The following is a 22,248-nucleotide window of genomic DNA, read 5'->3' on the forward strand; positions in this document are numbered from 1 at the left end:
TCCGGATAAACCCTTCGGTGTCCCGCCGCAGGGGGCCGGAGCTGCGTATTCACCGTCCGTCAACCGCTCTTGTGGCAGGCGTTCCTACCGTCTGGGGCCAGCCGGACCGGAAGGGACGGACCGGCCTCATGCTCACGAGGGAGGGAGATCCCATGACGGAAGCGGACCAGGTACCCGTGCAGGGCGACGACGACTCCACCAAGGTCGAGAAGGCGGCCGAGGTGGCCCGCGCGGCGGAGGTGGCCGCCCACTCGCTCGCCGACGCCGTCCTGCAGTTGCAGCGGCTCGACCCGGAGAAGGAGGCCTCCATCGTCAGCGACCCCGCGGGAAGCGGGGGCTCCTGCCACAACATCAGCTGTTTCTAGAGGCCCGATGACCGGCGCCGGCTGTCCAGGGCCTGGCGGCCGGAGAACCACGGCAACGCCGTACACCCCGTACCCGTCGATGTGAGGAGTGACGCCATGTCCGAGGAGATCCGTCCCGACGCCGAGCCCGTCGAGGCCGCGGAGGCCGACGGCGACGTGGAGGCGCACCTGGCGGCCGGCCAGGACGCCGTCCTGGGTCTGCAAAAGCTCACCCCCGAGAGGGAGGCCTCCATCATCAGCGACCCCGCGGGAAGCGGGGGCTCCTGCCACAACATCAGCTGCTTCTGACAGCTGGCGTTCACGCGATCACGGCGTTCGGCCGGGCCGGGGACAGCGGTTCCCCGGCCCGGCCGGACGGCGCGTCATCAACTTCCGGTCTCGGCAGAGGGGATGGGCGGAATGCAGCTCGAGTGGGAAATCATCCAGACCTATATGACACACCACCCGCGCTGGTTCGAGGACTTCGAGCGCCGCGCGCCCGGCGGGGAGCATCTGCGCGAGTACCGGGCGGTGATGCCCGCGTCCTGGCTGCTGTGGCGGCGGGGTTACTGGCTGCTGACCGCTCCGCCGCAGGTGCCGGCCGTCGCCCAGGGGTGGAAGCTGCATGTGTCGGCAACCTCCGCGACGAGCGCCGCCACGCTGCGTGCCCTGCTGCCGCTGCTGCGTGACGCCGGCGTGCACTTCAAGTTCCTGATGGACCCGGTGGCGATGCTCGAGTCCAACGGCAAGTCTTTCCCCAGGGGCTCGAGCGGGAAGTTCATCACCGTGTACCCGGCCGACGAGCGGGAGTTCCGGGCGGTCGGCGACGCGCTGACCGAGGCCTTGGCCGGCTTCGACGGCCCGCACATCCTCTCCGACCGGCGCTATCCCGGATCGCGGGTGGTCCACTACCGTTACGGCGGCTTCGTGTCGATCTCCCGGATGCGGCCCTCCGGGATGAAGGAACTGCTGATCCGCACCCCGGACGGCGAGCCGGTCGTGGACATCCGGCACCCGTACTTCCATCTCCCGGCCTGGGTCACGGACCCCTTCACCGGGGAGTCCGCCCCGGAGCAGCCCGCGGCACCGGACACGGCCGGCGCCGAACCCGCGGGGACAAACGGGTCCGCCGGCGGTGACACCGGCATCACCCTCGCCGACGGGCGCTTCACGATCGTCAGCGCGATGAAGTTCTGCAACCGCGGCGGCATCTACCGCGGCATCGACAACGACACGGGCGCGGACGTGGTCATCCGCGAGGCGCGGCCGGGCGTGCAGATCGGACCGGAGGGAACGGACGCCGTCCAGCTGCTGCGGCACGAGTACGACATCCTCACGGAACTCGCCGACACAGGCCTGTTCGTGCGCCCGATCGCGTTCTTCACCGACTGGGAACACTCCTTCCTCGTCGAGGAGTTCATCGAGGGCACCCATCTCGGGCACCTCGGCATCGTCGAGAACCCCGTCTACAACCTCGACCTGAGCGCCGAGCGCCTCACCGACTACTACGAGCGGTTCCGCACCCTGTGGCTCCACGTCGCGGACGCGATCGCCGTCTGCCACGAACGCGGCATCGTGATGGGCGACCTGTCGCTGACGAACGTCATGGTCACCGGCGACGACCGGGTCGTGGTCATCGACATGGAGTCCGCCTTCCACGAGGACGCTCCCGCGGGCCCGGCGCGCGGGGCGCGGCTGTACACGCCCGGCATGGTGACCCGCCGCGCGAGGCTCGCCGCGCAGGGCGACCGGCGCACCGACCACTACGCCCTCGGCGGCCTGATCCTGGGCTGCGTCCTGCTCTGCCACCAGACCGACTTCATCGACTCCACGATGCCGCGCAGACTGCTGGCCGAAGCGGCCGCCGACCTCGAACTCCCGACGGAACTCGTCCGGTTGATCACCGACCTGTACGACGAGGACGCCGACCTGCCCGACCCTGCCGCCCTGCGTCGGCGGATCGAGGCGCTGCCCTTCGCGGACGCCTGGCGGCAGCCGCCCCCGCTGGGACTGCCCCCGGTGACGGACGCGACGGCACGCGCCGAGCTGCACAAGCGGGTGGAGGCCACCCTCCACGGTGTCGCCGACTTCTGGGCCAAGACCGCCGACCTCGACCGTCAGGACCGGCTCTTCCCGGCCGACGTCGCGGTGTTCCGGACCAATCCGCTCTCGCTCGCCCACGGGGCGTACGGTCCGCTGTACGTGCTGCACCGGCTGCGGGGCACGGTGCCCGACGATCTGCACGCCTGGGCGCTGCGGCACTCCACCGCGCACGACGTGATGCCGGCCGGCCTGTATTTCGGCGCGGCGGGCGTGGCCTGGGCGCAGTCGGCCATCGGCCACCTGGACATAGCCGTGCGGACGCTCCGGGACGCGCACGGCCACCCGCAGTCGCTGTCCGAGCCCGGTGTACTGACCGGGGCGGCCGGCTACGGCATGGCGTGCCTGCGGCTGTGGCGCGACTCAGGGCTCACGGAGTTCCTCGACCGTGCCGTCGCCGTCGGCGGTCACCTGACCGAAGCGGCGCACCGCGAGGACGGTCTGGCCCACTGGCCCGACGCGAGCCGGCCGACCCCGGTCGGCTACGCGGACGGTGCCTCCGGCATCGCCCTGTTCCTGCTCTCCCTGCACTGCGCCACCGGGGATCCGGCGGCGCTGGAACTGGGCCGGGCCGCACTGGACTTCGACCTGGCCCAGGTGGTCGCCGGGGCCGGCGGCCGGCTGTCGCTCCCGGCGACGGTGGCCACGGACGACAAACCCGTCATGGTCGTACGGCACTACTGGGACCACGGCACCGCCGGCGTCCTCACCACACTGCTGCGCTACCACCACGTCACCGGCGATCCCGTGCTGCGCGAGCGGATCACCGCGCTGCTGCCCGACGTCCGCCGCAAGTACACGGTGTTCCCGCAGCTGTTCCACGGGACGAGCGGGCTGGGCAACGTCCTGCTCGATGCCTACGAGTTCCTCGGCGACGCCGAGTTGCTGGCGGAGGCGGAGCGGGTGGCCGAGTCCGTGCTGTGCATGGCGATCGAGCGGCCCGAGGGCATCGTCTTCCCCGGTGAGCAGACCGTGCGGGAGAGCTGCGACCTCGCGAGCGGGTCGGCCGGGGTGGCGCTGTTCCTGGACCGCCTGCGCACGGCCCGCCCCGGCGGCCGTACCAACGGCAACTTCCTGCTGGACGACCTGCTGCCCGCCGCCGCGGGCCGGACCGGTGTGTGATGGAGGCGACCACGGCCGCCTCCCAGGCGGCTGTCGACGCCGTACCGCTGCGGGCCAACCGGGAGTTCCGGCTGCTGTGGGTGGGGCAGGCGCTGTCCGACTTCGGTACGTCCATGACCGCGCTGGTGCTGCCGCTCGCCCTGCTGAGCAGCGGGTACTCGACGTCGGCCACCAGCACCATCGGCACCGCCGTACTGGTGACCGCGATGGTGCTGCGGATGCCGGCCGGGTACCTCACCGATCACTACAGCCACCGGCGCCTGATGCTCGTAGCCGACCTGGCCCGCCTGGTCACGGTCGCCACCGTCGCCGTGTGGACGTACCTGGACCGGCTGCCGATTGCGCTGGCCGTGGTCACGGTGGTCGTGGCGCAGGTGGGGGTGGAACTGTTCCGGCCGAGTCAGAACGCCACCGTCCGCCGGGTCGTGCCAGCCGCGCAGCTGGGCACGGCCATCTCCCTGAACCAGGCGCGGGCCTACGCCGCCGGGATCATCGCCCCGGCCGTGGCCGGTGTGCTCATCGCGGCTTCGCTGTGGCTGCCGTTCGCCATCGACGCCGTCACCTACGCGGTGTCCGCGCTGTGCGTGCTGGCCCTGTACCGGCCGCTGCGCCGAGCCGAGGCCGCTCGGTCCGCCCGGCCCGACGCCGGCGCGGGCCGGACGGCCGGGCGGGCCGGGGCGCAGGAGGCGGAGGCAGACGGCGGGGCGAAGAAGGCAGAGGCGGGCGGCGGGGCGAAGAAGGCAGAGGCGGGCGGCGGGGCGAAGAAGGCAGAGGCGGGCGGCGGGGCGGAGGAGCCGGAGGCGGGCGGCGGGGCGAAGGCCGCGCCGCGCGAGCGCTTTCTGCACCGTCTGACCGCGGGGCTGCGCCATGTGGTCCGCGACCCCTTCCTGCGTACGCTCGCCGGGCTGGCCGCGGGCGACAACTTCGCGTTCCAGGCCCTCGCCTACGCCCTGTTGCTGGGCATCGGGCGGGAGCACAACGGCGCCGCGGCCGTGGGTCTCGCGATGAGCGCGGCGGCGGTGACCGGGTTGACCGGTTCGCTGATCGCGCCCTTCCTCCAGCACAGGCTGCGCATGCAGACGGTGATGGCGGCCGGTCCCGCGCTCGCCGGCGTCATGCTCGCCCTCGCCTGGTACACCGGCAGCGGCATCGCGTTCGCCGCCGGATACTCCGCGCTGTGCCTGCTGACTCCGGTCAACGGGGCTGTGTTCGGGACCATTCTGGCCACGACGGTGCCGGAGAACATCTACGGCCGCACCACGACGGCTCTGGGGTTCATCACGGAAATCCTCCAGCCGCTCGGCCCGCTGACGGCGGGCCTGCTGCTGACGTACCTGTCTCTGTCGGGCGCCGCCGCCGTGTTCGCCTTGGCCTTCACCGTGCTCGCGGTCGTCGCGCTGCTGATGCCGTCACCCCCGGCCGTGCCGGACACCGAAAAGGCCACGGCCTGACACCCACGAACGCCGCCCGACCCCTTCAGGGAGGTTCCATGGTTTCGCTGTCCGTGCTGGACGTCGCGCTGGTCGCGCCCGGCTGCACCGCCCGGCAGGCACTGCACGACGTCGTGCGCACGGCGGTGGCCGCCGACGCCTGCGGCTACCACCGCTTCTGGGTGGCAGAGCATCACAACTCCCCCCGGTGCGCCGGCAGTTCACCGGCGGTGCTGATCTCGCACATCGCGGCGGTGACGCACCGCATCCGGGTCGGCTCCGGCGGGGTGATGCTGACCAACCACGCGCCGCTCACCATCGCGGAGCAGTTCGCCGTGCTCCAGTCGCTGCACGACGACCGGATCGACCTCGGCGTCGGCCGCGCGACCGGTGGCACGGACAGCAGCACCCTCCTCGACCGTGCCCTGCGCCGGCCGCCGCAGGCACGCGCGGAGTTCCCTCTGCTGCTCGACGAACTCGTCGGTTTCCTCTACGGCCGCTGGCCGGGCGGGCACGCCTTCCAGGACCTGGAGCTCTCCCCCGCGCTGCCGGTGCCGCCCGGCGTGTTCGTCCTCGGCGCCTCGGAGAACGGCGCCCGCACCGCCGCCGCGCGCGGGCTGCCCTTCGCCTACGGCGCCCACCTCGGGCCCAAGTCACGCCCCGCGGCCCTGGACCGCTACCGGTCGGCCTTCTCCCCCGGCCCGCTCGGCACGAGTCCCCATGTCATCGCGTCCGTCAACGTCCAGTGCGCGGAGACCGACGAAGAGGCCGAGCGACTCGCCCACGACACCGCCGCCGCACGGTTCCGCCAAAAGCACACGGCGACGTCCCCGGGGGTCGCTCTGCCCGAGCCGCGGGAGCGGTACCTGATCGGCAGGATGCTGGAGGACCTGCAGCTCGTGCGCGGCGGCCCGGCCACCGTCTCCGCCGGCCTGCGGCGGCTGGCCGCCACGCTGGGCGCCGACGAGATCATGCTCGTCCCCTACGACATCACCGCCGCCGGCCGCGAGCGCACCCTGCGCCTGACAGCCGCGGCCTGGACTCCTCCCGCACAGCATGACCGGCCCCGCGCCGCCGGCAGACAGGGCCGGCCCGCAGTCTCCTGAGACGAGACCCGGACAACTGGTGAAGCCGCCGGCCTGACGCCGAGCGGGTTCGGCGGCGGTCGCGATCACACCGTCGTCCGATCCGCGAGCGGGGCATCGTCACCGCGCCGATGTGGCGCATCAGTTTGAAGGGCTGGGCTTGACTCGCCCTGTGGTAGAGCCCGCCCGGAACCTGACGGGGAGGCCGCCCGTGGCGTCGTAGTGGGAGTGGGAGCGGGAGGATCGTCGGAGGGGTGCATACTCCTCTCGACCGGGGGCAGCAGGCGAACATGAGCTCGACGCAGCGCCGTCCCCCCGGCGTTCGAGCGCATGCCGGCCCCACCCCCCTCCCCCCGGGGCAGTGGGGCCGGCATATCTCCCCCTCGCAGATCGAGCCGTTGATGCCGGTCGCGCGCGGGAATGCTTGCCGGCGGGTGTCCGGCCGGAGCCCCGGCGGTCGGCGGCCGGTCGGCGCGGGGTGGGGTGGGGTGGGGTGATCGGCTTGCGCGGAATGGTGCGTCCACGTCGGTCACGTCGTCGGGCTGGGCGGATTCCCGCCCCCGGCCGCTGATGCGAGCCGCAGCGGTGAGGCTTCCGCCGAATCCGGGGCTGCTGCGGGGGTAGGCAAGGATCGCTCTTTCGGGCCCCGCCAGGCCCTCACCCGGAGGAGCCGATCACCGCCCGCGATCAGTCCACTTTCTTCGCCGCCCGCAGCTTTTCCACCAGGACCGGGTGCAGTTCGTTCCAGAGGCCGGCCTCGTTCCACACGACCAGCCGCTCACTGAAAGCAGCCGGTTAATCCGGTACTTGGCCGCTTTAGCTGAAAAGAGATGGTCTTGTCCCCGGTTTTGATCTTCTCGCGCCCCGGTGGGTGTGGTTCGCCACCATGGTCGGACAGGACAGCAACAGGGGAGGCGGCATGCGGCACGAAGGGACAGCAGGAGTTCCCGCCGAGCTCTGGCGGCCAGTCGACGACCAGGCGAAACGGCCTCGCCGGATGGCGGGTGCGTGCTGGCGGGTGATCCCGCCGCAGTCGGGTTGCCCGGGGATGGAGGCTTGTGTCTGAGGCGCCCTTCTTCGGTCGGGCAGGCGCACTGGAGGAGCTGGGCGATCGGTTGGCCAGAGCCGCCCGGAGCGAGCCCCAGATCGTTCTCGTCGACGGGCCTGCGGGCATCGGCAAGACCTCGCTGGTCCGGCGCTTCCTCGCCTCAGCGCATGCGGGCTGCCAGGTCCTGCGTGCCAGCGGTGAGGAGATGGAGATGGACCTGCCGTACGGGGTGGCCGCCCAACTGCTGCTCCACGCGCGACGGGTGGTCGACGTCCCCGAGGGAGAGCTCGAGCACACCACACGCTCCGGCGGTCCTGTGCCGGACCCGATCGCGGTGGGCTCCTGCCTGCTGGACGCGCTGGGCCGGATCCAGGACCACGCCACGGGCGTCATGGTGATCGACGACGTCCACTGGGCCGACACCCCCTCCCTGCACGCACTCACGTTCGTACTGCGGCGCCTGCGGTTCGACCGGGTCCTCACGCTGCTGGTGACCCGCGACGCCGCCGACACCCGGCTGCCGCCAGGGCTGCGCCGGATCCTCCACGCCGACACCACGCTCGAAGTAACGCTGGCCGGCCTCGGTTTGCCGGAGCTCACGGCTCTCAACGCCGCCGTGGGGCCCTCTGCGCTTCCCCGCTGGGCCATCGCCCGCCTGAGAGAGCACACGGACGGCAATCCCTTGCACACCAGGGCGCTGCTCCAGCAGCTTCCCGCCGAGGTACTCGGCGGGGGCGGCGTGTCCCTTCCCGCACCGCGTGCCTACGAGCGGCTCATCGCCGAACGGTTGGAAGCCTGCGCGCCCGATACCCGCCGACTGGTCGGTGCCGTCAGCGTCCTGGGCACGTCCAGCCCAGTGCACCTGGCGGCACAGATTGGCACCGTGCCCGATCCCCTGGAGGCCCTGTCGGAGGCGATGGCGCGTGAGCTGCTGGAGGAGGGAACGGTCGGCTCCGTACCAAGGGCTGTCTTCCCTCATCCGCTACTGCGGGCCGCCGTGTACCACGCTCTCGAACCGGCCGAACGCTCCCGTCTGCATGGCCTGGCCGCGGGGGGCGTGCACGAGCCGGACATCGCACTGGGACACCGGGTGCATGCTGCTGTCGGACCCGACGAGGAGCTCGCGGACGACTTGGTCCGGTTCGCCGCCGGTCAGTGTGAGAAGGGGGCCTGGTCCACGGCTGCCTCCGCCTCCATGGCCGCCGCCCGCCTGTCTGCGGCCCCCTCCCGCGGAGCGCAGCAAACGCTGCGGGCCGTCGAATACCTGCTGCTCGCCGGCGACGTCAGCCAGGCCGCCGAACTGGAGCAGACCGTGCGGGAGATGCCGCCCGGCGCCGAACAGCACTACGTCCTCGGCCATCAGGCCCTCACTTCCGGCCGGCTTGACGAGGCGCGCCATGAACTGAACGCGTGCTGGGAGAGCGGCGGCGCTGCAACCGAAACGCTGCGCAGTGCCGCCGAGCAGATGGCCTGGCTGTGTCTCATCCAGGGTGATGCGCGAGGCATCGTGCACTGGGCGCGCCGCGGACTCGGCCTGCCGCCCGGCAAGCGGTCATCGTTCCTTCGGGACTCCCTGGCAATCGGACTGGCGATTTCCGGCGACTACGGGGAGGGCATGGCGTCCCTCGCCCACCTGCCCGGGTGCGGTCCCCGCAACAGCCCGGAGCAGCTGGACGGTCTGCTCGCGCGCGGCATGTTGCACCTGTGGAACGGGCAGCTCAGTGATGCCCGGCGAGATCTGGAGGACGCCTTCACCTCTCACCGGCGCGGCGGACTGCCTTACGCGGCTCTCGTGGCGCTGGGCTTCCTCACCGATGCCGAGTACCGCTCCGGCCGGTGGGACGAGGCGATCGCGCATGGCACGCAGGCGGTGTCGCTGGCCGAGGACACCGACCAGATCTCCATTCTTGCCGTCGTGCACGCCTTGGCTGCCTGTCCCCTCGCCGGCCGTGGCGACTTCCGCGCAGCCGAGAACCATGCCACCGCAGCGGCGGAGCACGCGCGCGTACTGGGGGATGTCAATGACGCCGCGTTCGCGGCCACGGCGCTCGCCTTGGTGCACACGGCGCGGGGCCACCACGAAGGGACGGTTGCCGCGCTCAGCCGGTTTCTGAGGCAGGACATTGTGCACCGGCACGGCATCGACGAAGTGGGGCTCGTTGCGTGGCGGCCCCTGCTCGTTGAGGCCCTGGTACGTACCGGTTGTATTGACACGGCGGAAGAGGTGCTGGTCCCGTACGAAGCCGGGGCCGCCGCTCGCCGGCGCTGGCTCGACCAAGCGGCGGCCGCCCGTTGCCGCGGCGTCCTGGAGGGGGCCCGCGGTGACGTTCAGGCCGCCGAACGCGCCTTTCGGACGGGGCTCGGCTACTGCGACCGTGGGGAGCCGTGCTGGGAGCAGGCACTGTTGCGCCTGTCCTACGGGGCGTTCCTGCGCCGCGCCGGAAGGCGCAGCAGCGCGGTGGCGGAGCTCGAAGCAGCCTGGGGGACCTTCCATCGTCTCCGGGCGGCTCCGTATCTGGAGCGGTGCGCCGCTGAGCTGGCGGCCTGCGGCCGTGTGTCCGCCCGCCCCCGGGAGGTAGTCCACCCGCTGTTGACCGCTCAGGAGCTCACCGTGGCCCAGATGGCAGCCCGCGGGCTGACCAATCGCCACATCGCACGGGAGCTGGTGCTCAGCGTCAAAACGATCGAGTACCACCTCGGCAACACCTACGCCAAGCTCGGCATCTCCTCCCGCACAGACCTGGTCGACAAGCTCGGCCCAAACGACTGATTACTCGTCATGTCAGCTGCTCCACCCCGTCCGTAGCCACACCTACCTTGTGTCCCGCCAGTGGCGTGCCTCGGGTACCACCCCAGGGCTGTCCCCGGGTCCGTCCCTGGGGCGCCTGGCACTGCCCCGGCCGTAGCGTCGGCAGCGAGCCGAATGAGCCAAGGGGGCGGCCCATGATGAATCCCATCCGACTGGTCCTGGTCGATGACCACCAGGTGTTCCGCAAAGGTCTGCGCGACTGCGCGGAGGCCGTCGGCATGCAGGTGGTGGCAGAGGCGGGCAACGGCCATGAAGCTCTCGCCGTCATCGCAGGCGTTCAGCCCGACGTGGTGGTGCTCGAACCGCAGACTTCAGACGGCGGAGGCCTCGGCAGCGTCCGTGCCGTGGCGGACAGCCAGCCCCGTACTCCCGTCCTGCTTGTCTCGGCGTGTGACGACGCGGCACTGGTGAGCGAGGCCTTGTGTGTCGGCGCGAGCGGCTACGCGTCGAAGAGGTGCTCTGCTGAGGCTCTGCTGGCCGCGATCACCGCCACCGCCCACGGGCTGACCGTCCTTGACGAACGCGTCCAGAACCATGTGCGAACCGCCGTCGCCGACTCCGCCGCCCGTCTGCTGGTGGACACGATTCCCTTCCCGTCACTGAGCAGGCGCGAACGCCAGGTCCTCGAACTGCTCGCCTGCGGCATGGGGCCCGCGCGCATTGCCCGCGAACTCACCCTGGAGCGCCACACCGTGCACAACTACGTGTCCTGCGTCGTACGAAAGCTCGGCGCGGAAAACCGCGAGAAAGCAGTGGCCCTGGCGCGCAGTCATGGTCTCGGACACCGCCCTCCCGACTGGCCACCCCAGGGTGCAGGACGATCCAGGAGCCGTTGGGCAGTGTTCCCGGGACACCTGGGAGATCAGCATGAAAAGCCACGGCCCGAGGGAGCCACCGCGGGGGCGAACACGGCTGCGGATGAGTCCCTTGGGCTTCGCGACATGGACCGCTTCACTGATCCGCGAAGGAGTCACCATGAACAAGCGATCGATCCGGCGTGACGCCGCGGCCATGGCCCTGGCCGTCGCCCTTGCGGGCGTCATGGGGGCCGGCATTGCCGGCCCCGCCCAAGCATCCACGCACCCCGCAGGATCCGTCGCCGCGCAAGGCGCACGGCCCGGCGTGCCTCTGCGGGCCGCTGTCACCGGACCGGCGGAGCTGCGCACCTACGGCAGCAGCGCGGACTTCCCCACCTGGGTCTTCGGCGGGACCCAGCTGTGCGTGAAGAACCAGGGCACGCAGTACGGCGAGGCACGCGTCCAGACCCGCCTGGGTGCGTCGCCCGAGTACATCCCCGTGCAGGCCGGCACGACACGATGCATCAACCGCTGGTGGGGCGGGGTTCCGATCAACGTCAGGAACAACGCGTACTCGCCGTTGTCCGTCACCGCGCGCTGAGCAAGGCGGGAGCTGAGACATGACACTCAAACGGCACAGGGCCCGAGCCATACTGGTTGCCGTGGCGCTGCTGGCGGCCGGCGCCGTGGGGGCGTCAGCCCCCACCGTGAGCGCGGACCCCGCAGGAGTGCAGCGCACGCTCGACTGGGAGAACTCGGCCGACCGAACCCTGCCGGCAGCGGCACCCAGCGGCTTCGGCAAGCAGTGGGCCACCTCCTACGGCGCCACGACCACCACCGCCCCGGTGCGTGATGGCTCCTACGCCGCGCGCTTCGAACTGCACAAGAGCGACCCGGTGGTGTCCAGCAGCAAACGGGCGGAGATCACCCAGCGCGACGATCAGCCCCTCAATGCCGAGCGCTGGTACGGCTTCAGCATCAACCTGCCGTCGTCCTGGACCTACGACAGGTCAGCCGAAATCGTCAGTCAGTGGCACCAGTGTGACACTCAGTGCCCCTCCGGTTCCCCTCCCCTGGCCCTGCTCACGGACGAGGGGCGGTGGAAGATCGACTTCAAGGGTCAGATCACGGACCTCGGTCCCTACACCACTGGCGCCTGGACCGACTGGGTCTTCCACGTCACGTGGCGTACCGACAGCACGGGCGTGCTCGAAGTCTGGCGGGACGGCGAACAGGTCATGCACCGTACCGGAGCCACGCACAGCGGCGGTCCACGATCGCCGTACTTCAAGTTCGGCATCTACAAATGGGACTGGAACACCGGGGCGCCCTCCGACACAACCCAGCGCGTGATGCACTACGACGCACTGCGGCTGGGAGACGAGCGGGCCACCTACGCGGACGTCAGCCCCGTACGCGCGTGCGGGAGGGCCATCTCACCGGCTGGCGTGACGGCGACAACCTATGAGCCGGCGAATCCACCGGGGAACGCCGTCGACGGCAACCTCACCACGCGCTGGTCGGGGCAGGGCCTGGGAGCCTCACTGATCCTCGACCTGGGCGTCCAGCGTCATCTATGCGCAGCCACGGTGGCCTGGCACCGCGGCGACCTGCGATGGAACGACTACACCGTCTACGTGTCCCAGGACAGCATCACCTACAGCAAGGTGTGGGAGGGGCGCAGTTCGGGAACCACGACCGCGCCCGAGAAGAAACTGTTCACCAGCGGGCCACGCGACGCCCGCTACGTCAAGATCACCTTCCGGGGCAACCCCGAGAACGACTGGGCGAGCATCACCGAAGCCACAGTCCTGGGCCTGTGAGACGGATGGCGGGAGGTCCGTGCAGGGCACCCCGCCATCCGCCATGACGGCTAGGACCTGTTCGATGCGTCGGGTAACCATCTGTCGGCCGGTCGGGGCCGTCCGGTGTGGGGCGGGGTGATCCTTCTGATGTCGAGACAGTCAGCCAGACTCTCTTCGGATTGACCGGCATCCGGGCGGCGGCGGTCTCCGTCGTGACGACCAGGGTGCCCTCTCGTGTCCCGGTGCGGCCGTTGTCGCGAGCAAAACGGTTGGCCTTGAGCGTAGGTCGGTATGTCTGGAGTAACTGTCAAATCCTGTGGATCATCGCGGAGAACCTCAGGCCAGCTGTAGCCATTGATCGAGGACTGCGAAGTCCTGGTCGGTAAGGCCGCGGGATGACGCGACGCGATGGAGCATCGCCTGGGCCGGGTGGTGGGTGGATACCCAGTCTCGGTCGGCGTCGGTGATCTCGTCGTCGACCCAGGCGAACGGGCGTCCGTCCGCCCACGCGACGAGGGTTCGGGTCTTCCAGTGGAGCCCGAACCACTGGTCTTCGCGTTCGTGGGCGGCTGAGGGCACTGGCCAGTTCACGACCGGCAGCTGCGGCAGGCCGAGTCGCGGTGCCAGCTCGATATTGGCCTCTTCTTCCCAGGTGGTGGCCCAGACCAGGTCGCATGGCAGCGCCGCGAGCCGCGGCCCGATCTGCGGGTTGAGCCGCGCCATGTGCGAGTTGGATGCGGTGCCCGCCAGATCGCGCTGCGGGCCGTCACCGAACGGCAGGAGCGGTCCGTCGACGTCCAGGAAGAGCAGTGGGCGGTTCCCGTGCCTGGTCATGCTGCGCTCACCTCGGGACGCTCGACTAGGTAGCCGTTGTGGAATGTGGCGCCGTTGCCAGGGTGATCACCGAACCAAGCAGCGTGCCGACGACGGCTATGCCGTTGGCGATGATGGTCTCCACCTCCTCAGTGGATGACGCAACGCCGCTTTGTGTAACCCGGCTCCGGGACGGCGCACTTGGCAACTGTGTCAGGCGTCGCAGGGAGTTGCGTTGACGGACGTTCGCCTGCCGGGTGGTCACGCCAAAGCGCTTCGGTCGGAGAGGGGCGAGGTCGCGGTGCGGCGTTGGTGCGGGGCTGTGAAGGGCGTGTGGTTCAGAGTGTCATCTGCACTGCCTGCAGGAACGTTACCCAGGACGATGCGCGCCCTGTGGTCGAGGTGCTGTCCAGGCTGATGTGCAGGGTGCGGCGTAGTGGGTGGGGGGAGGTCATGATGGCCTCGTTGCGAGCGGCCAGGCGGGCGAGTTCGGCTTGTGTGGGCAGCCGGTCGCTCTTGGCCAGGTTGCAGGCGGCATGAGCTGGGGCGAGATTCCACAGCGCGTCAAGGTCGGGGCCTTGCCAGGAGCCGATGCTGGCGTAGCGGTGCATGAGGGAGAACGGGAAGACGTGGTCGACAGCTGTGGCATCGGTGGGGGCAAGGATGTCGTCACAGATCAGGCAGCGGCCGTGCTGGAAGCCGATCGTGGCCTGGGTGAGGCCGGTGACCGGGCGGCGCCGCCGCTTGTCGGTGATCTTCAGGGTGTCCCAGTCGACGGTGACGCCTTCCTCGATCAGGCTGCGGCCCACTCCGGTGGCGAAGGAGCTTTCCACGATGCTCCAGCGGGCGTCCAGTTCGGCGGCCAGGCCGGCGGCCTGCTGTGAATGTGCCAGCGCGAGGGCGTCGGGTGCAAGGCGCACCGCGCGCTGCCGCCCGTTTCCGGTGAGCTGGTAGAAGGTGTGGGGTACTGCTGTGTTGCCGCGCAGGTTGTGGAATTTCTGCATCACCATGGCCGGCATCGAACGTACAGCTGCCGCCACCAGCCGCTCGGTGGGGTGGTCTGCGTCCAGGGTGGCGGCGCCTTCCTGATGGGCGATGGCGAGGAAGTCGTTGTCGCCGAGTTGTGTGGTCTGCGGCGCCTGCGGGCTCGTGGCCATGCGACGCACGATGCTCAGGCTGTAGGGGACGGCGAACTCGGCGAGCGGGACCGATCGGCGCCCGGCCCCTGCAAACTCCAGCAGGGCCTGGCCCAAGGCGAACTTGTAGGTGCGGGAGTTGGCGCCCATCAGCACCGCCAGCCGCCACGAGGCACGCGCCGAGGCGTCCTGGGCGTAGAACGCGCGCCCGTTCACTGCTGTCCCTTGCGCAGTGCGACGCTCTGCCACCACACCTCGGAGCGCCCGAGCCGGTCGGTGCCTTCCTCCACGACCCGGATCAGCTCCAGCCCCGCACGCTGTCCGTCGCCCGCGACTTCCTGTGCGGGCACGTCGAACATCACCCGGTCCGCCGGCGGCTCCCCGCGCCGCAGCGAGATCGCCAGGAGACCGCCCGGAGCCAGCAGCTCGGCCAGCCTCCGCATCGCCGGCCTGCGTTCGGCCAGCGGCAGGTGCATCCACACCGCCGACAGCAGCACCAGGTCGAAGGCTCCTTCCAGCCGCCCCAGGTCCGGCAGGGCGTCCTGCACCCACCGGACCCGCTCGTGAGGATTCAGCTCCTGTGCGACGTCTCGCAGTTCGCGCACGGGCTCGACTGCCACCACCTCGTAGCCGCGCCGTGCGAGCGCGTGGGCGTCGCGTCCGGTACCGGCGCCCACGTCCAGCGCCCGCGCCGGAGGCAGCGGCAACAAGTCCGCTACTCCCCCGTGCACCTCATCGAAAGAGACACTCCCGTATCGCTCCCCGAGCTGCTCGGCGTTGCGCGCGTAGTACGCCTGAACGCCCACAGCATGCTGCTCCGCCCCGGAGCCCGCGCCCGGGCAGGAAGAGTTCTCGCCTGCTTCGACCATGCCCTTCACGCTACGGGCATCCACTGACAATGCAGGAGGACGCAGGCTACGAACTGCGCTCACCGTCGCTGGATGGTTGGGTGACAGCAGGGGTGACGCGATGTGTGCGCAAGCGCGGTTGATGCCAGCAGACGTCGAACTGTGCGGGCTGGGGGTGTAGTTGGCCGTGTGGTCACTGTTCTGCTCGCCGGCCCCGGTCGGGCGCCCTCTCGGGCCGGCTGGGCAGGGCCGGAGCGGGCACCTTGGGCAGCCGACGGGCCCCGGGCGCGTCGGTGGTGAGGATGTAGGTGAACGGTCGGCGAACCGGGGGCCGGGCACCGGGATCTCCACACCGGGATGGCAGGCGTAGCCGCGGGTGACGGCGTTGGCGACGTAGTTGGTGATGGCGTCGGCCCGGTGGGGCAGACGTTCCGGTCCGGGGTGCTCAGGCTGCTCAGTATGCGCAAGACGGTGAGGACGGAGGCGTCGAAGCGGCAGTCGTTGTAGGGCGGGAGCCACCCCGTGCTGCGCCTGACTGCCCTGGTGCTGGCGGCACACCTGTCCAGCCGCGGCAGTCCCAACACTGGCATGGCCGTCCCAGCCCGCCTGTGCGGCCATTCCCCTCACCAGACAGGAGAGCTCCTGGACCGGCTGGTGGCTCAAGGCACGCTGGCCCCTGGCACCGGAACCAGGAGACCGATGAGGTGGTCTGGCAACTGCCCCCACAGCGCGCTCTCCCCCGGCCTGCCCTTCTGTGAAACAGGCCGCCGGATCACTGAAGACGGTTCACAGACATGCCCGAATGGAACAAGCAGCTCCGGATATCCGTACTATCCCTATGACAGGGCACTGCGCACTGGACGTTGCTGCCGCCCGCAGGCATCAGCCACCGGGCAGACACACATGTGTGGCAGGCCCTTCAACTCCGGCCCCAGGTCGAGGAAAGGCTGTGCACCTCATGTCTGAGAACACTACCGAACTGACATCGCAGTACACCGCCCAAGTAGGTGCCGACCTCGAACGCAACGCCAAAGAGCAGGAGCGGATCGGCGCGGAAATCGCCGCTCTGCAGGAGCAGTTGGCCGCGCATCAGCGTGACCGCGCCGTGCTGGTCGGCATCCAGCAGGCGATCGCCGCAGCACCGGCTGCGGCAGAGTCTTCGGTCCTGCCGGACAGCGCCGCTGTACCCGCCCCTCGAGCGGCAAGGAAGCAGGCTGAGCCCAGCGCGGGCAAGCATGCACGGCCGAAGAAGACCGCTCCCGCGCCGCGTCGGAGCGCTGCTGGCAAGCCGGCCGCCAAGAAGGCCTCCACCAAGTCCGACAAGGCTGAACCGGCGACAACCGCGCAGCCGACACTGGTCGACCTGATCCGTGGCCATCTCACCGAGCAGAGCGAGCCGCGCTCGGCGGCGGAGATCGCCGCAGCCCTCGGCAAGGCCCATCCCGACCGCAGCGTCAAGACGACCGTGGTACGCACCACGCTCGAGGGGCTAGTGGCCAAAAGCCAGGCGCAGCGCAGCAAGCAGGGCTCGTCCGTCTTCTACACGGCTACCGCAGTGCCGGAGCAGGCTGAGGAGCAGCCCGCAGCGGCCGGTGCATGACTCCGCTTCGGCACACCCGCCGCTGCGCCCCTACTGCTGTGCGACTGCCAGCGCATCGCAATGTCCTCTATGTCACCGCGCTTGTCGGTGGCTGCCGGTTCGCCCTTCGCTGTAAGGGGAGCGGCAAAGGAGGAGAAACTCATGGCAGATATCCACGAATCGGTCATGCGCGGATCTTACGAGGGTGCCCAGAACGATCGGCCACGTCTGAGGCGATGCGTGCCGTGATGCGATGGGCCAGCCTGTCCCCGGAGCAGGTCGCTTCGTGAGCATCCTCAGTGCTCACGGATCCTTGACCACCACCAGCCGCCCACCGTGAAGGCGTTCACCGGCCCAGGAATCGGCAGAGTGCGACGCTCGAACTCATCATCGATGCGAGCAATCAGCCGGCCGAGATCGCGCTGGGCACCGCGCGGGAGGTGAAGCATGACCTCTTCCAGATCGTCGCGGGCATACTCCACCTCCAGTCCGGGCTGCCAGACCTGGGATGCATTCAGATAACGGCCAGGTTGCCGGAACGCCCACTCGAAACGGGCGAGCGCGTCAGCAACCGCGCCAGGCCACATCCGCTCATCCTCGACGCGACGGACAGCTGCACGAGTCCTCGCGGAAACGCCCCCGATCCGCCGAACTACAACATGTCTGCGAGGCCGCCACAGCTCAGCACGGACGGCCTTCGGGCGCCTACGCGGCATCGCCCTTTCTGATCAACATGCCGTCATCCTGCCACGAACACAGCCGACATCGCACGCACGATCGATCCCCCGCCACCCGACGGTGCTCCTACTTCTCACCAACATTCACGCGCTCATCGGTCACTGCGTGATGCCGAAACCCACCAACAAGTGCTCTCGCTTGAAACCTACGCAGCCAATCGGGGCGATGTCCGCTGCGACACATGCCTGCAAGGCCGCCGTCCGTCCCACGTGGGACGGACGGCGGCCTTGCAGGATGCGGTCACACGGCGGGGCACCACTTCGGTGCCCCGCCGCCGGGACACATCAGTTCACGCACCGCTCCCCGCCCTTGGTGATGCCGTCGCTCTCGGCACAGGCACCTGCGGCGAAGCAGCGGTCGAGCGCCCTTTCTGCGATGGCGTGTGAGCACACCGCGTCCGAGCGGCGATCCGGTCAGCCCGCCCAGCGGGAGTCGAGCGCGATGGTCTGCAGGCGGTCGAGCGTGAGCGGGGGCTTCGGCCGCGTCACCGGGCCGCCCTCGGCGTAGGAGTTCACTTCCTGGACGATGACCCGGCGGCCGTCGGGGTGGAGGGTGTCGACCAGCCACACCACGGCGGAGCCGCCCTTCTCCGATGCACGCTTGGCCCGCTTCACCTGGGTGCCGTCGGCCAGGGTCAGGGCCTGGCACGCGATGTACTCGCCCTCGCAGCCCATGAGCCCGTCCATGACGTCGCCCATGTCGTGCTGGGCGTTCACCCCGATCATGCTCTTTCCGCGGCCGTCGTCCCAGACCAGGGCGGCGTAGCCTTCCTGGCTCTGCTCGTCGGAGATCTTCGCGCCCTTGGGCAGCAGGGACTTCAGCACCCGGACCATCTGGCGGCCGGACAGCGGCGCGCCCGAGTCGGACAGCGCGGTGGACGGGGCAGAAGCACTGACCGGGGCGCCGGCGGCTTGCGGAGCGGCGGAGGCCTGCGCCGCCGCACCGAGCCCGAGGGCCAGGACCAGGCCGGCGGCGACGGCCACCCGGCGGGCCGGACGACGGCGTGCGGGAGTGTTCCTCTTCATGTGGTGGCTTCCTTCTCAGATTCAGAGCGCGGGTGTTCCTGCGTCGTGGGGCGGCGGGTGGTGCGAGGCGCCGCACGCCGCCGGGCACAGGAGTGTCCCGGTGCACAAGCGCAGGGCGGTGGTCGTCGTGCTGCCGGCCGGGCGGTCGTGCCGCCTCGGCCGGTGCGACATCCACAGATTCCAGGACGCCGCAGACCTCCGGCAACAGCTGCCCCCATACCCGGGACAGTGGGACCGTCCCACCTGCGTTGACCTGCGCAAACAGGGAGGCCCGGGATGCCGTTCCGGGACGCGGGACGACCCGCGCCGCGCCGGCCGGCCATCGGATGCGGCCGACGTCGCCCGTCAGCCGCCGGTTTCCGCCTCGCCGTCGGCGGCGGTGGTCATGGGGACCCAGCCGGCGGGGCCGCGGTACCAGTAGTGGGGCAGCCCCTTGATGCTGGTGGTACGGAACGGGCGGCCGTGGTCGTCGATGCGCACCGTGCCGCTGCGGCCCTGCGAGGACCATTCGAGTTCGAGGTACCAGTCGCAGGTGCAGGACTCGGTGCCCGCCGAGACCAGCAGGACCTCCGGCTCCTGCAGGGACACCCGGTAGGGGAAGTCGACCGCGAAGCTCGGTGAGTCCGGGCGGCCGGCCCGCACGGCACGGGGCCGAGGTCGGTGCGCGTCGAGGTCGATGGAGAAGTAGCGGGGCTGGAGGGTGGCGCCGCAGCCATCGGCCGTGGAGTAGGCGATGCCCCGGCGGGTGGCGGGGACGGCGCGGCCGACCACGGGCTCCCCCTCAGCTCCTTGACCGGCGGCCTCAGCGGGATCGGCGGCGCCGGCGCTCCCTCCTGAGCAGTCACCCTGCGTGTGAAGAGGCCCCCGCCAGAATCTGGCGGGGGCCTCTCGACCGGTGTCCCGTCATGCTTCGCGCCGGTGCGGGACCGGGGCCATCCCAGGAAGGGGGTGCCGCTTGCGGCTCAGCCCGCCCCCACCGCCACAGGGCCGACCCGGTCCTCCAGCCACGCCGGCAGGTCCAGCAGCCGGACCCCCTCCTGTTCGTTCGGGTCGGTCCGCGCCACCAGGCACACCATCTCCTGCGTGCCGCTGTTCACCGGCATGTGCGGGACGTCCGCCGGGATGTGGATGTAGTCGCCCGCGCGCAGCACCACATGCTCGGCAAGCCCCTCCCCGTGCCACACCTCGACCTGTCCGGACTGGATGAAAATGGCCGATTCGTGACCCTCATGCAGGTGAGGCCGGCCCCGGCTGCCCGCGGCCATCACCAGCCGGTGCAGACACAACCCCTCCGCCCCCGCCGACTGCGCGCTGATGCCCGCCCCGAAGACACCGCCCTGAGCTCCCTCGTAATGCCCGGTCCGAACCACCGAGCACCGCTTCTGATCTGCCATAAACGCAGTACAACAGCGCGAACAAGACCGTTCGAGCGGTTCACGCCAGCCCCCATCCCACCGCATGCCGGCGAATCACGCGGCGCAGAGGAGTGCCCACTCGGCCGACGTCACCGAAAGGGAAAGGGAACATAGAAGGTGTTCACCTGCCGCCGTCGGCGGTCGCGACGGACAGGACGACCTTGCGCAGTACCGGGCCCGAACAGGCTCTGTGACAACCCTCAGGTGGAAACCGTGATGGTCGATGGTGCGGAGCACTGAAGCTGGAGGCCTTTCTCCCGAACAGCCGTTTTATGCAAGGGAGCTCACCGCTGAACGGCTCGCTGCACTCGCAGCTCCCGGACTGGACTGGGCAAGGCCATGAGCCTCCAAGGCGGGCGTGAACCTGGCCCTCAGGCCGTGGGCACCGGCTCTGCGGAGTGGGTGCTCCGCCACAGTCGCACCAGGGCGTCCCTCTCCTCCCCGGACGCCGCGGATCTGCCGACGCAGATCCGCACGGCGCCTGTGCAGCGCTGATCCGAGATAGGTCACCAGCCAGGCGGGGTGGGTTCTGCCCCGGCGCTGGGTTGTCGAACGCTCCCACACCTGGGTCATGCACGCCCGCCGGCACGCACGCGACGACGTCGGCGGGGTCGCGGCCTGGCTGGAGCTCCGGGGCCTCCGGGTGCGGCTGCTTGCCGTTGCGCATCCGGGTGACGGCACGCTTGAACTCCCAGCGGTCCTTCTCCACCTCCAGCAGGCGCGTGAGCAGGTCACGTTGAAAATCGATCCCGGCCTCCACCGACTCGCAGGCGCGGAGCTGTTGGATGAGCTGGACCAGGACCGGCTGCATCGCCTGATGGCGAGGGGTGCATCATCATGTCGTCGGGGCTGTAGGAGTCGGCGTGGAACAGGCTCATCCTGCAAGTGTGGCGATCACTGCGTTCCCCTGTTGTCGTTTTCCGAGCCGCCGAAACCATGTTCGAAAACCCTGAGCACCGAGTCCAGTTCGGCTGCCACGCTGCACAGGGAGCACAGCCGGGTCCCGGGGTGCTCCGCGGCGTCCAGCGCCTGGTCCAGGGTCAGCTTCGGCGCCCGGCTGGTGCTTCCTCGCAGTCGACGGCGTGGATGGCGCTGCGGCCGGAACCGCGACCGCCGTCCATCTCGAGCCAGTGGCGGCAAGGCATTCCAGACGTCCGGCTGTCAGACCTGGAAGCGACTTAGCTGAGTCCGCGACGAGGGGACCAATCCCGGAAGCCGAAAGCAAGACCACGTCCTGCACAGATCCGGTCCCAGCCCCGACTCGGTCCTCTAGCAGGTACTGATCTTGGCCAGGGCATCCACGATCCTGATCTGTACTTCGGGGCTGGTCGCCCGTTCGGCGAGGAAGAGGACCGTATCTCCCGACGCCAGCCGCGGCAGGTCCGCTAAGTCGACGGCGGCCGTGTAGACGACCAGCGGGGTGCGTTTGAGCTGGCCGTTCGCCCGCAGCCAGTCGAGAATCCCTGCCTGATGAAGGCGTACCTGCATCAGGTCCATCACGACCAGGTTGGGTCGCAGCTGCCCGGCGAGCGTGACGGCGTCCGCGTCGCTGGCCGCCCGCGCCACCTGCATCCCGCGCCGCTCCATCGTGGACGTCAGGGCGAGGGCGATCTCGGCGTGCTCCTCGATGAGCAGCACCCGCGGGGATGCTGTTCGCTGTCGCGCGGCGCGAGCGCCTTCAGCAGGACGGCGGGATCGGCGCCTACCGGGTTCTCGCGCGTCGTCTGTCCGAGCCCGGCGGTGACCAGCACCGGAATCTCGGCGGCCACCGCGGCCGTGCGCAGCGACTGCAACGCGGTACGGGTGATCGGCCCGGTCAGCGGGTCCACGAACAGCGCGGCCGGGAAGGCGGCGATCTGCGCGTCGACCTCCTCGCTCGAGCGCACGATCACCGGCCGGTAGCCGCGGTCGCTGAGCGCCTGCTGCGTACCGACGTCCGGCGCCGGCCAGACCAGCAGCCGACGCGGATCGTCCAGCGGCTCGGGCTCCTTTGCGGCGTTCCTCTCTGCATATAGGGCGTCCCACCCGCCCATCAGTTGCGTGAGCGGTATCTGCTGGGCAGGCAGGGGCTGTTCGGCTGTCGGGGAGGAGCTCGCTGCGCGTTCCGAAGCTGCGGGGGCGGTGTGCGTGGCAGCCCCCTCGGCAGGCAATGGC

Annotated in this window: 17 protein-coding genes and 1 pseudogene; 10 read left to right on the forward strand and 8 right to left on the reverse strand. The window is 70.2% G+C overall.

All coding sequences use genetic code 11. The features are described from left to right. Positions 1-152: 152 nt before the first annotated feature. The 9 genes from OG933_RS00230 (at position 153) to OG933_RS00270 (ending at position 12,558) form a co-directional block, all read left to right on the forward strand. The gene (locus OG933_RS00230) at positions 153-365 is read left to right on the forward strand and encodes a hypothetical protein (RefSeq protein ID WP_362534068.1); all 213 of its coding nucleotides are present in this window, start codon (positions 153-155) and stop codon (positions 363-365) included. 96 nt (positions 366-461) lie between these two features. Further along, entirely contained in the window at positions 462-653 is a 192-nt protein-coding gene (locus OG933_RS00235; protein WP_362534070.1) for a hypothetical protein, read from the forward strand. 111 nt (positions 654-764) lie between these two features. Next, positions 765-3,566 carry a class III lanthionine synthetase LanKC gene (lanKC, locus tag OG933_RS00240; RefSeq protein ID WP_405624720.1) on the forward strand — a complete coding sequence of 934 codons (2,802 nt, stop codon included), beginning with the start codon at positions 765-767 and terminating at the stop codon, positions 3,564-3,566. Further along, complete coding sequence (locus OG933_RS00245; RefSeq protein ID WP_405624721.1) at positions 3,566-5,017, forward strand: MFS transporter; 1,452 nt, start codon at positions 3,566-3,568, stop codon at positions 5,015-5,017. The genes lanKC and OG933_RS00245 overlap by 1 nt, the downstream gene beginning before the upstream one ends. A gap of 38 nt (positions 5,018-5,055) precedes the next feature. Further along, on the forward strand, positions 5,056-6,102 hold the full coding sequence (locus tag OG933_RS00250; protein ID WP_405624722.1) for an MsnO8 family LLM class oxidoreductase: 1,047 nt from the start codon (positions 5,056-5,058) through the stop codon (positions 6,100-6,102). Positions 6,103-7,139: 1,037 nt separating this feature from the next. Continuing rightward, complete coding sequence (locus OG933_RS00255; protein WP_405624723.1) at positions 7,140-9,899, forward strand: AAA family ATPase; 2,760 nt, start codon at positions 7,140-7,142, stop codon at positions 9,897-9,899. Between the two features lie 173 nt (positions 9,900-10,072). After that, positions 10,073-10,939, forward strand: a complete 867-nt coding sequence (locus OG933_RS00260; protein WP_405624724.1) for a response regulator — start codon at positions 10,073-10,075, stop codon at positions 10,937-10,939. Continuing rightward, positions 10,914-11,336 carry a hypothetical protein gene (locus OG933_RS00265; RefSeq protein ID WP_362534087.1) on the forward strand — a complete coding sequence of 141 codons (423 nt, stop codon included), beginning with the start codon at positions 10,914-10,916 and terminating at the stop codon, positions 11,334-11,336. Before OG933_RS00260 ends, OG933_RS00265 begins: the two co-directional genes overlap by 26 nt. Before the next feature lie 19 nt (positions 11,337-11,355). Beyond that, on the forward strand, positions 11,356-12,558 hold the full coding sequence (locus tag OG933_RS00270) for a heparin lyase I family protein (protein ID WP_405624725.1): 1,203 nt from the start codon (positions 11,356-11,358) through the stop codon (positions 12,556-12,558). Positions 12,559-12,876: 318 nt separating this feature from the next. On the opposite strand, the gene OG933_RS00275 is transcribed toward OG933_RS00270, so the two are convergent. The 3 genes from OG933_RS00275 to OG933_RS00285 all read right to left on the reverse strand — a co-directional run bounded on the left by OG933_RS00275 (position 12,877) and on the right by OG933_RS00285 (position 15,358). After that, the gene (locus OG933_RS00275) at positions 12,877-13,374 is read right to left on the reverse strand and encodes an HAD domain-containing protein (RefSeq protein WP_405624726.1); all 498 of its coding nucleotides are present in this window, start codon (positions 13,372-13,374) and stop codon (positions 12,877-12,879) included. Between the two features lie 317 nt (positions 13,375-13,691). Then, complete coding sequence (locus OG933_RS00280; protein WP_405624727.1) at positions 13,692-14,705, reverse strand: HNH endonuclease; 1,014 nt, start codon at positions 14,703-14,705, stop codon at positions 13,692-13,694. Next, positions 14,702-15,358: a class I SAM-dependent methyltransferase gene (locus OG933_RS00285; protein ID WP_362534098.1), complete on the reverse strand. Its 657-nt coding sequence runs from the start codon at positions 15,356-15,358 to the stop codon at positions 14,702-14,704. The genes OG933_RS00280 and OG933_RS00285 overlap by 4 nt, the downstream gene beginning before the upstream one ends. Positions 15,359-16,295: 937 nt before the next feature. Here OG933_RS00285 and OG933_RS00290 point away from each other — a divergent pair. Next, a complete protein-coding gene (locus OG933_RS00290) occupies positions 16,296-16,937 on the forward strand; it encodes a hypothetical protein (RefSeq protein ID WP_362534101.1) in 642 nt (213 codons plus the stop codon). Positions 16,938-17,212: 275 nt separating this feature from the next. Here the strand turns inward: OG933_RS00290 and OG933_RS00295 are convergent, their stop codons facing one another. The 5 genes and pseudogenes from OG933_RS00295 to OG933_RS00315 all read right to left on the reverse strand — a co-directional run. Next, the gene (locus tag OG933_RS00295; RefSeq protein WP_405624728.1) at positions 17,213-17,503 is read right to left on the reverse strand and encodes a hypothetical protein; all 291 of its coding nucleotides are present in this window, start codon (positions 17,501-17,503) and stop codon (positions 17,213-17,215) included. 564 nt (positions 17,504-18,067) lie between these two features. After that, positions 18,068-18,679, reverse strand: a complete 612-nt coding sequence (locus tag OG933_RS00300; protein WP_405624729.1) for a hypothetical protein — start codon at positions 18,677-18,679, stop codon at positions 18,068-18,070. A gap of 345 nt (positions 18,680-19,024) precedes the next feature. Continuing rightward, positions 19,025-19,450, reverse strand: a complete 426-nt coding sequence (locus tag OG933_RS00305) for a hypothetical protein (protein WP_405624730.1) — start codon at positions 19,448-19,450, stop codon at positions 19,025-19,027. Positions 19,451-19,641: 191 nt separating this feature from the next. Then, a complete protein-coding gene (locus OG933_RS00310) occupies positions 19,642-20,073 on the reverse strand; it encodes a cupin domain-containing protein (RefSeq protein ID WP_405624731.1) in 432 nt (143 codons plus the stop codon). Between the two features lie 1,290 nt (positions 20,074-21,363). Beyond that, a pseudogene (locus OG933_RS00315) lies at positions 21,364-22,082 on the reverse strand (response regulator); the annotation flags it as partial. Positions 22,083-22,248 lie beyond the last annotated feature (166 nt).

Origin of the sequence: Streptomyces sp. NBC_00016 (assembly GCF_045040885.1) — a bacterium.
GTDB classification, from domain to species: Bacteria; Actinomycetota; Actinomycetes; order Streptomycetales; family Streptomycetaceae; genus Streptomyces; species Streptomyces coriariae.

Excerpts from the sequence above, each read along its gene's own strand:
- OG933_RS00300 (WP_405624729.1), bottom strand. The coding sequence starts at position 18,679 with ATGAAGAGGAACACTCCCGCACGCCGTCGTCCGGCCCGCCGGGTGGCC.
- OG933_RS00295 (WP_405624728.1), bottom strand. The coding sequence starts at position 17,503 with ATGTGGCCTGGCGCGGTTGCTGACGCGCTCGCCCGTTTCGAGTGGGCG.
- lanKC (WP_405624720.1), top strand. The coding sequence starts at position 765 with ATGCAGCTCGAGTGGGAAATCATCCAGACCTATATGACACACCACCCG.
- OG933_RS00265 (WP_362534087.1), top strand. The coding sequence starts at position 10,914 with ATGAACAAGCGATCGATCCGGCGTGACGCCGCGGCCATGGCCCTGGCC.
- OG933_RS00285 (WP_362534098.1), bottom strand. The coding sequence starts at position 15,358 with ATGGTCGAAGCAGGCGAGAACTCTTCCTGCCCGGGCGCGGGCTCCGGG.
- OG933_RS00260 (WP_405624724.1), top strand. The coding sequence starts at position 10,073 with ATGATGAATCCCATCCGACTGGTCCTGGTCGATGACCACCAGGTGTTC.
- OG933_RS00250 (WP_405624722.1), top strand. The coding sequence starts at position 5,056 with ATGGTTTCGCTGTCCGTGCTGGACGTCGCGCTGGTCGCGCCCGGCTGC.
- OG933_RS00290 (WP_362534101.1), top strand. The coding sequence starts at position 16,296 with ATGTCTGAGAACACTACCGAACTGACATCGCAGTACACCGCCCAAGTA.
- OG933_RS00270 (WP_405624725.1), top strand. The coding sequence starts at position 11,356 with ATGACACTCAAACGGCACAGGGCCCGAGCCATACTGGTTGCCGTGGCG.
- OG933_RS00230 (WP_362534068.1), top strand. The coding sequence starts at position 153 with ATGACGGAAGCGGACCAGGTACCCGTGCAGGGCGACGACGACTCCACC.
- OG933_RS00310 (WP_405624731.1), bottom strand. The coding sequence starts at position 20,073 with ATGGCAGATCAGAAGCGGTGCTCGGTGGTTCGGACCGGGCATTACGAG.
- OG933_RS00235 (WP_362534070.1), top strand. The coding sequence starts at position 462 with ATGTCCGAGGAGATCCGTCCCGACGCCGAGCCCGTCGAGGCCGCGGAG.
- OG933_RS00275 (WP_405624726.1), bottom strand. The coding sequence starts at position 13,374 with ATGACCAGGCACGGGAACCGCCCACTGCTCTTCCTGGACGTCGACGGA.
- OG933_RS00245 (WP_405624721.1), top strand. The coding sequence starts at position 3,566 with ATGGAGGCGACCACGGCCGCCTCCCAGGCGGCTGTCGACGCCGTACCG.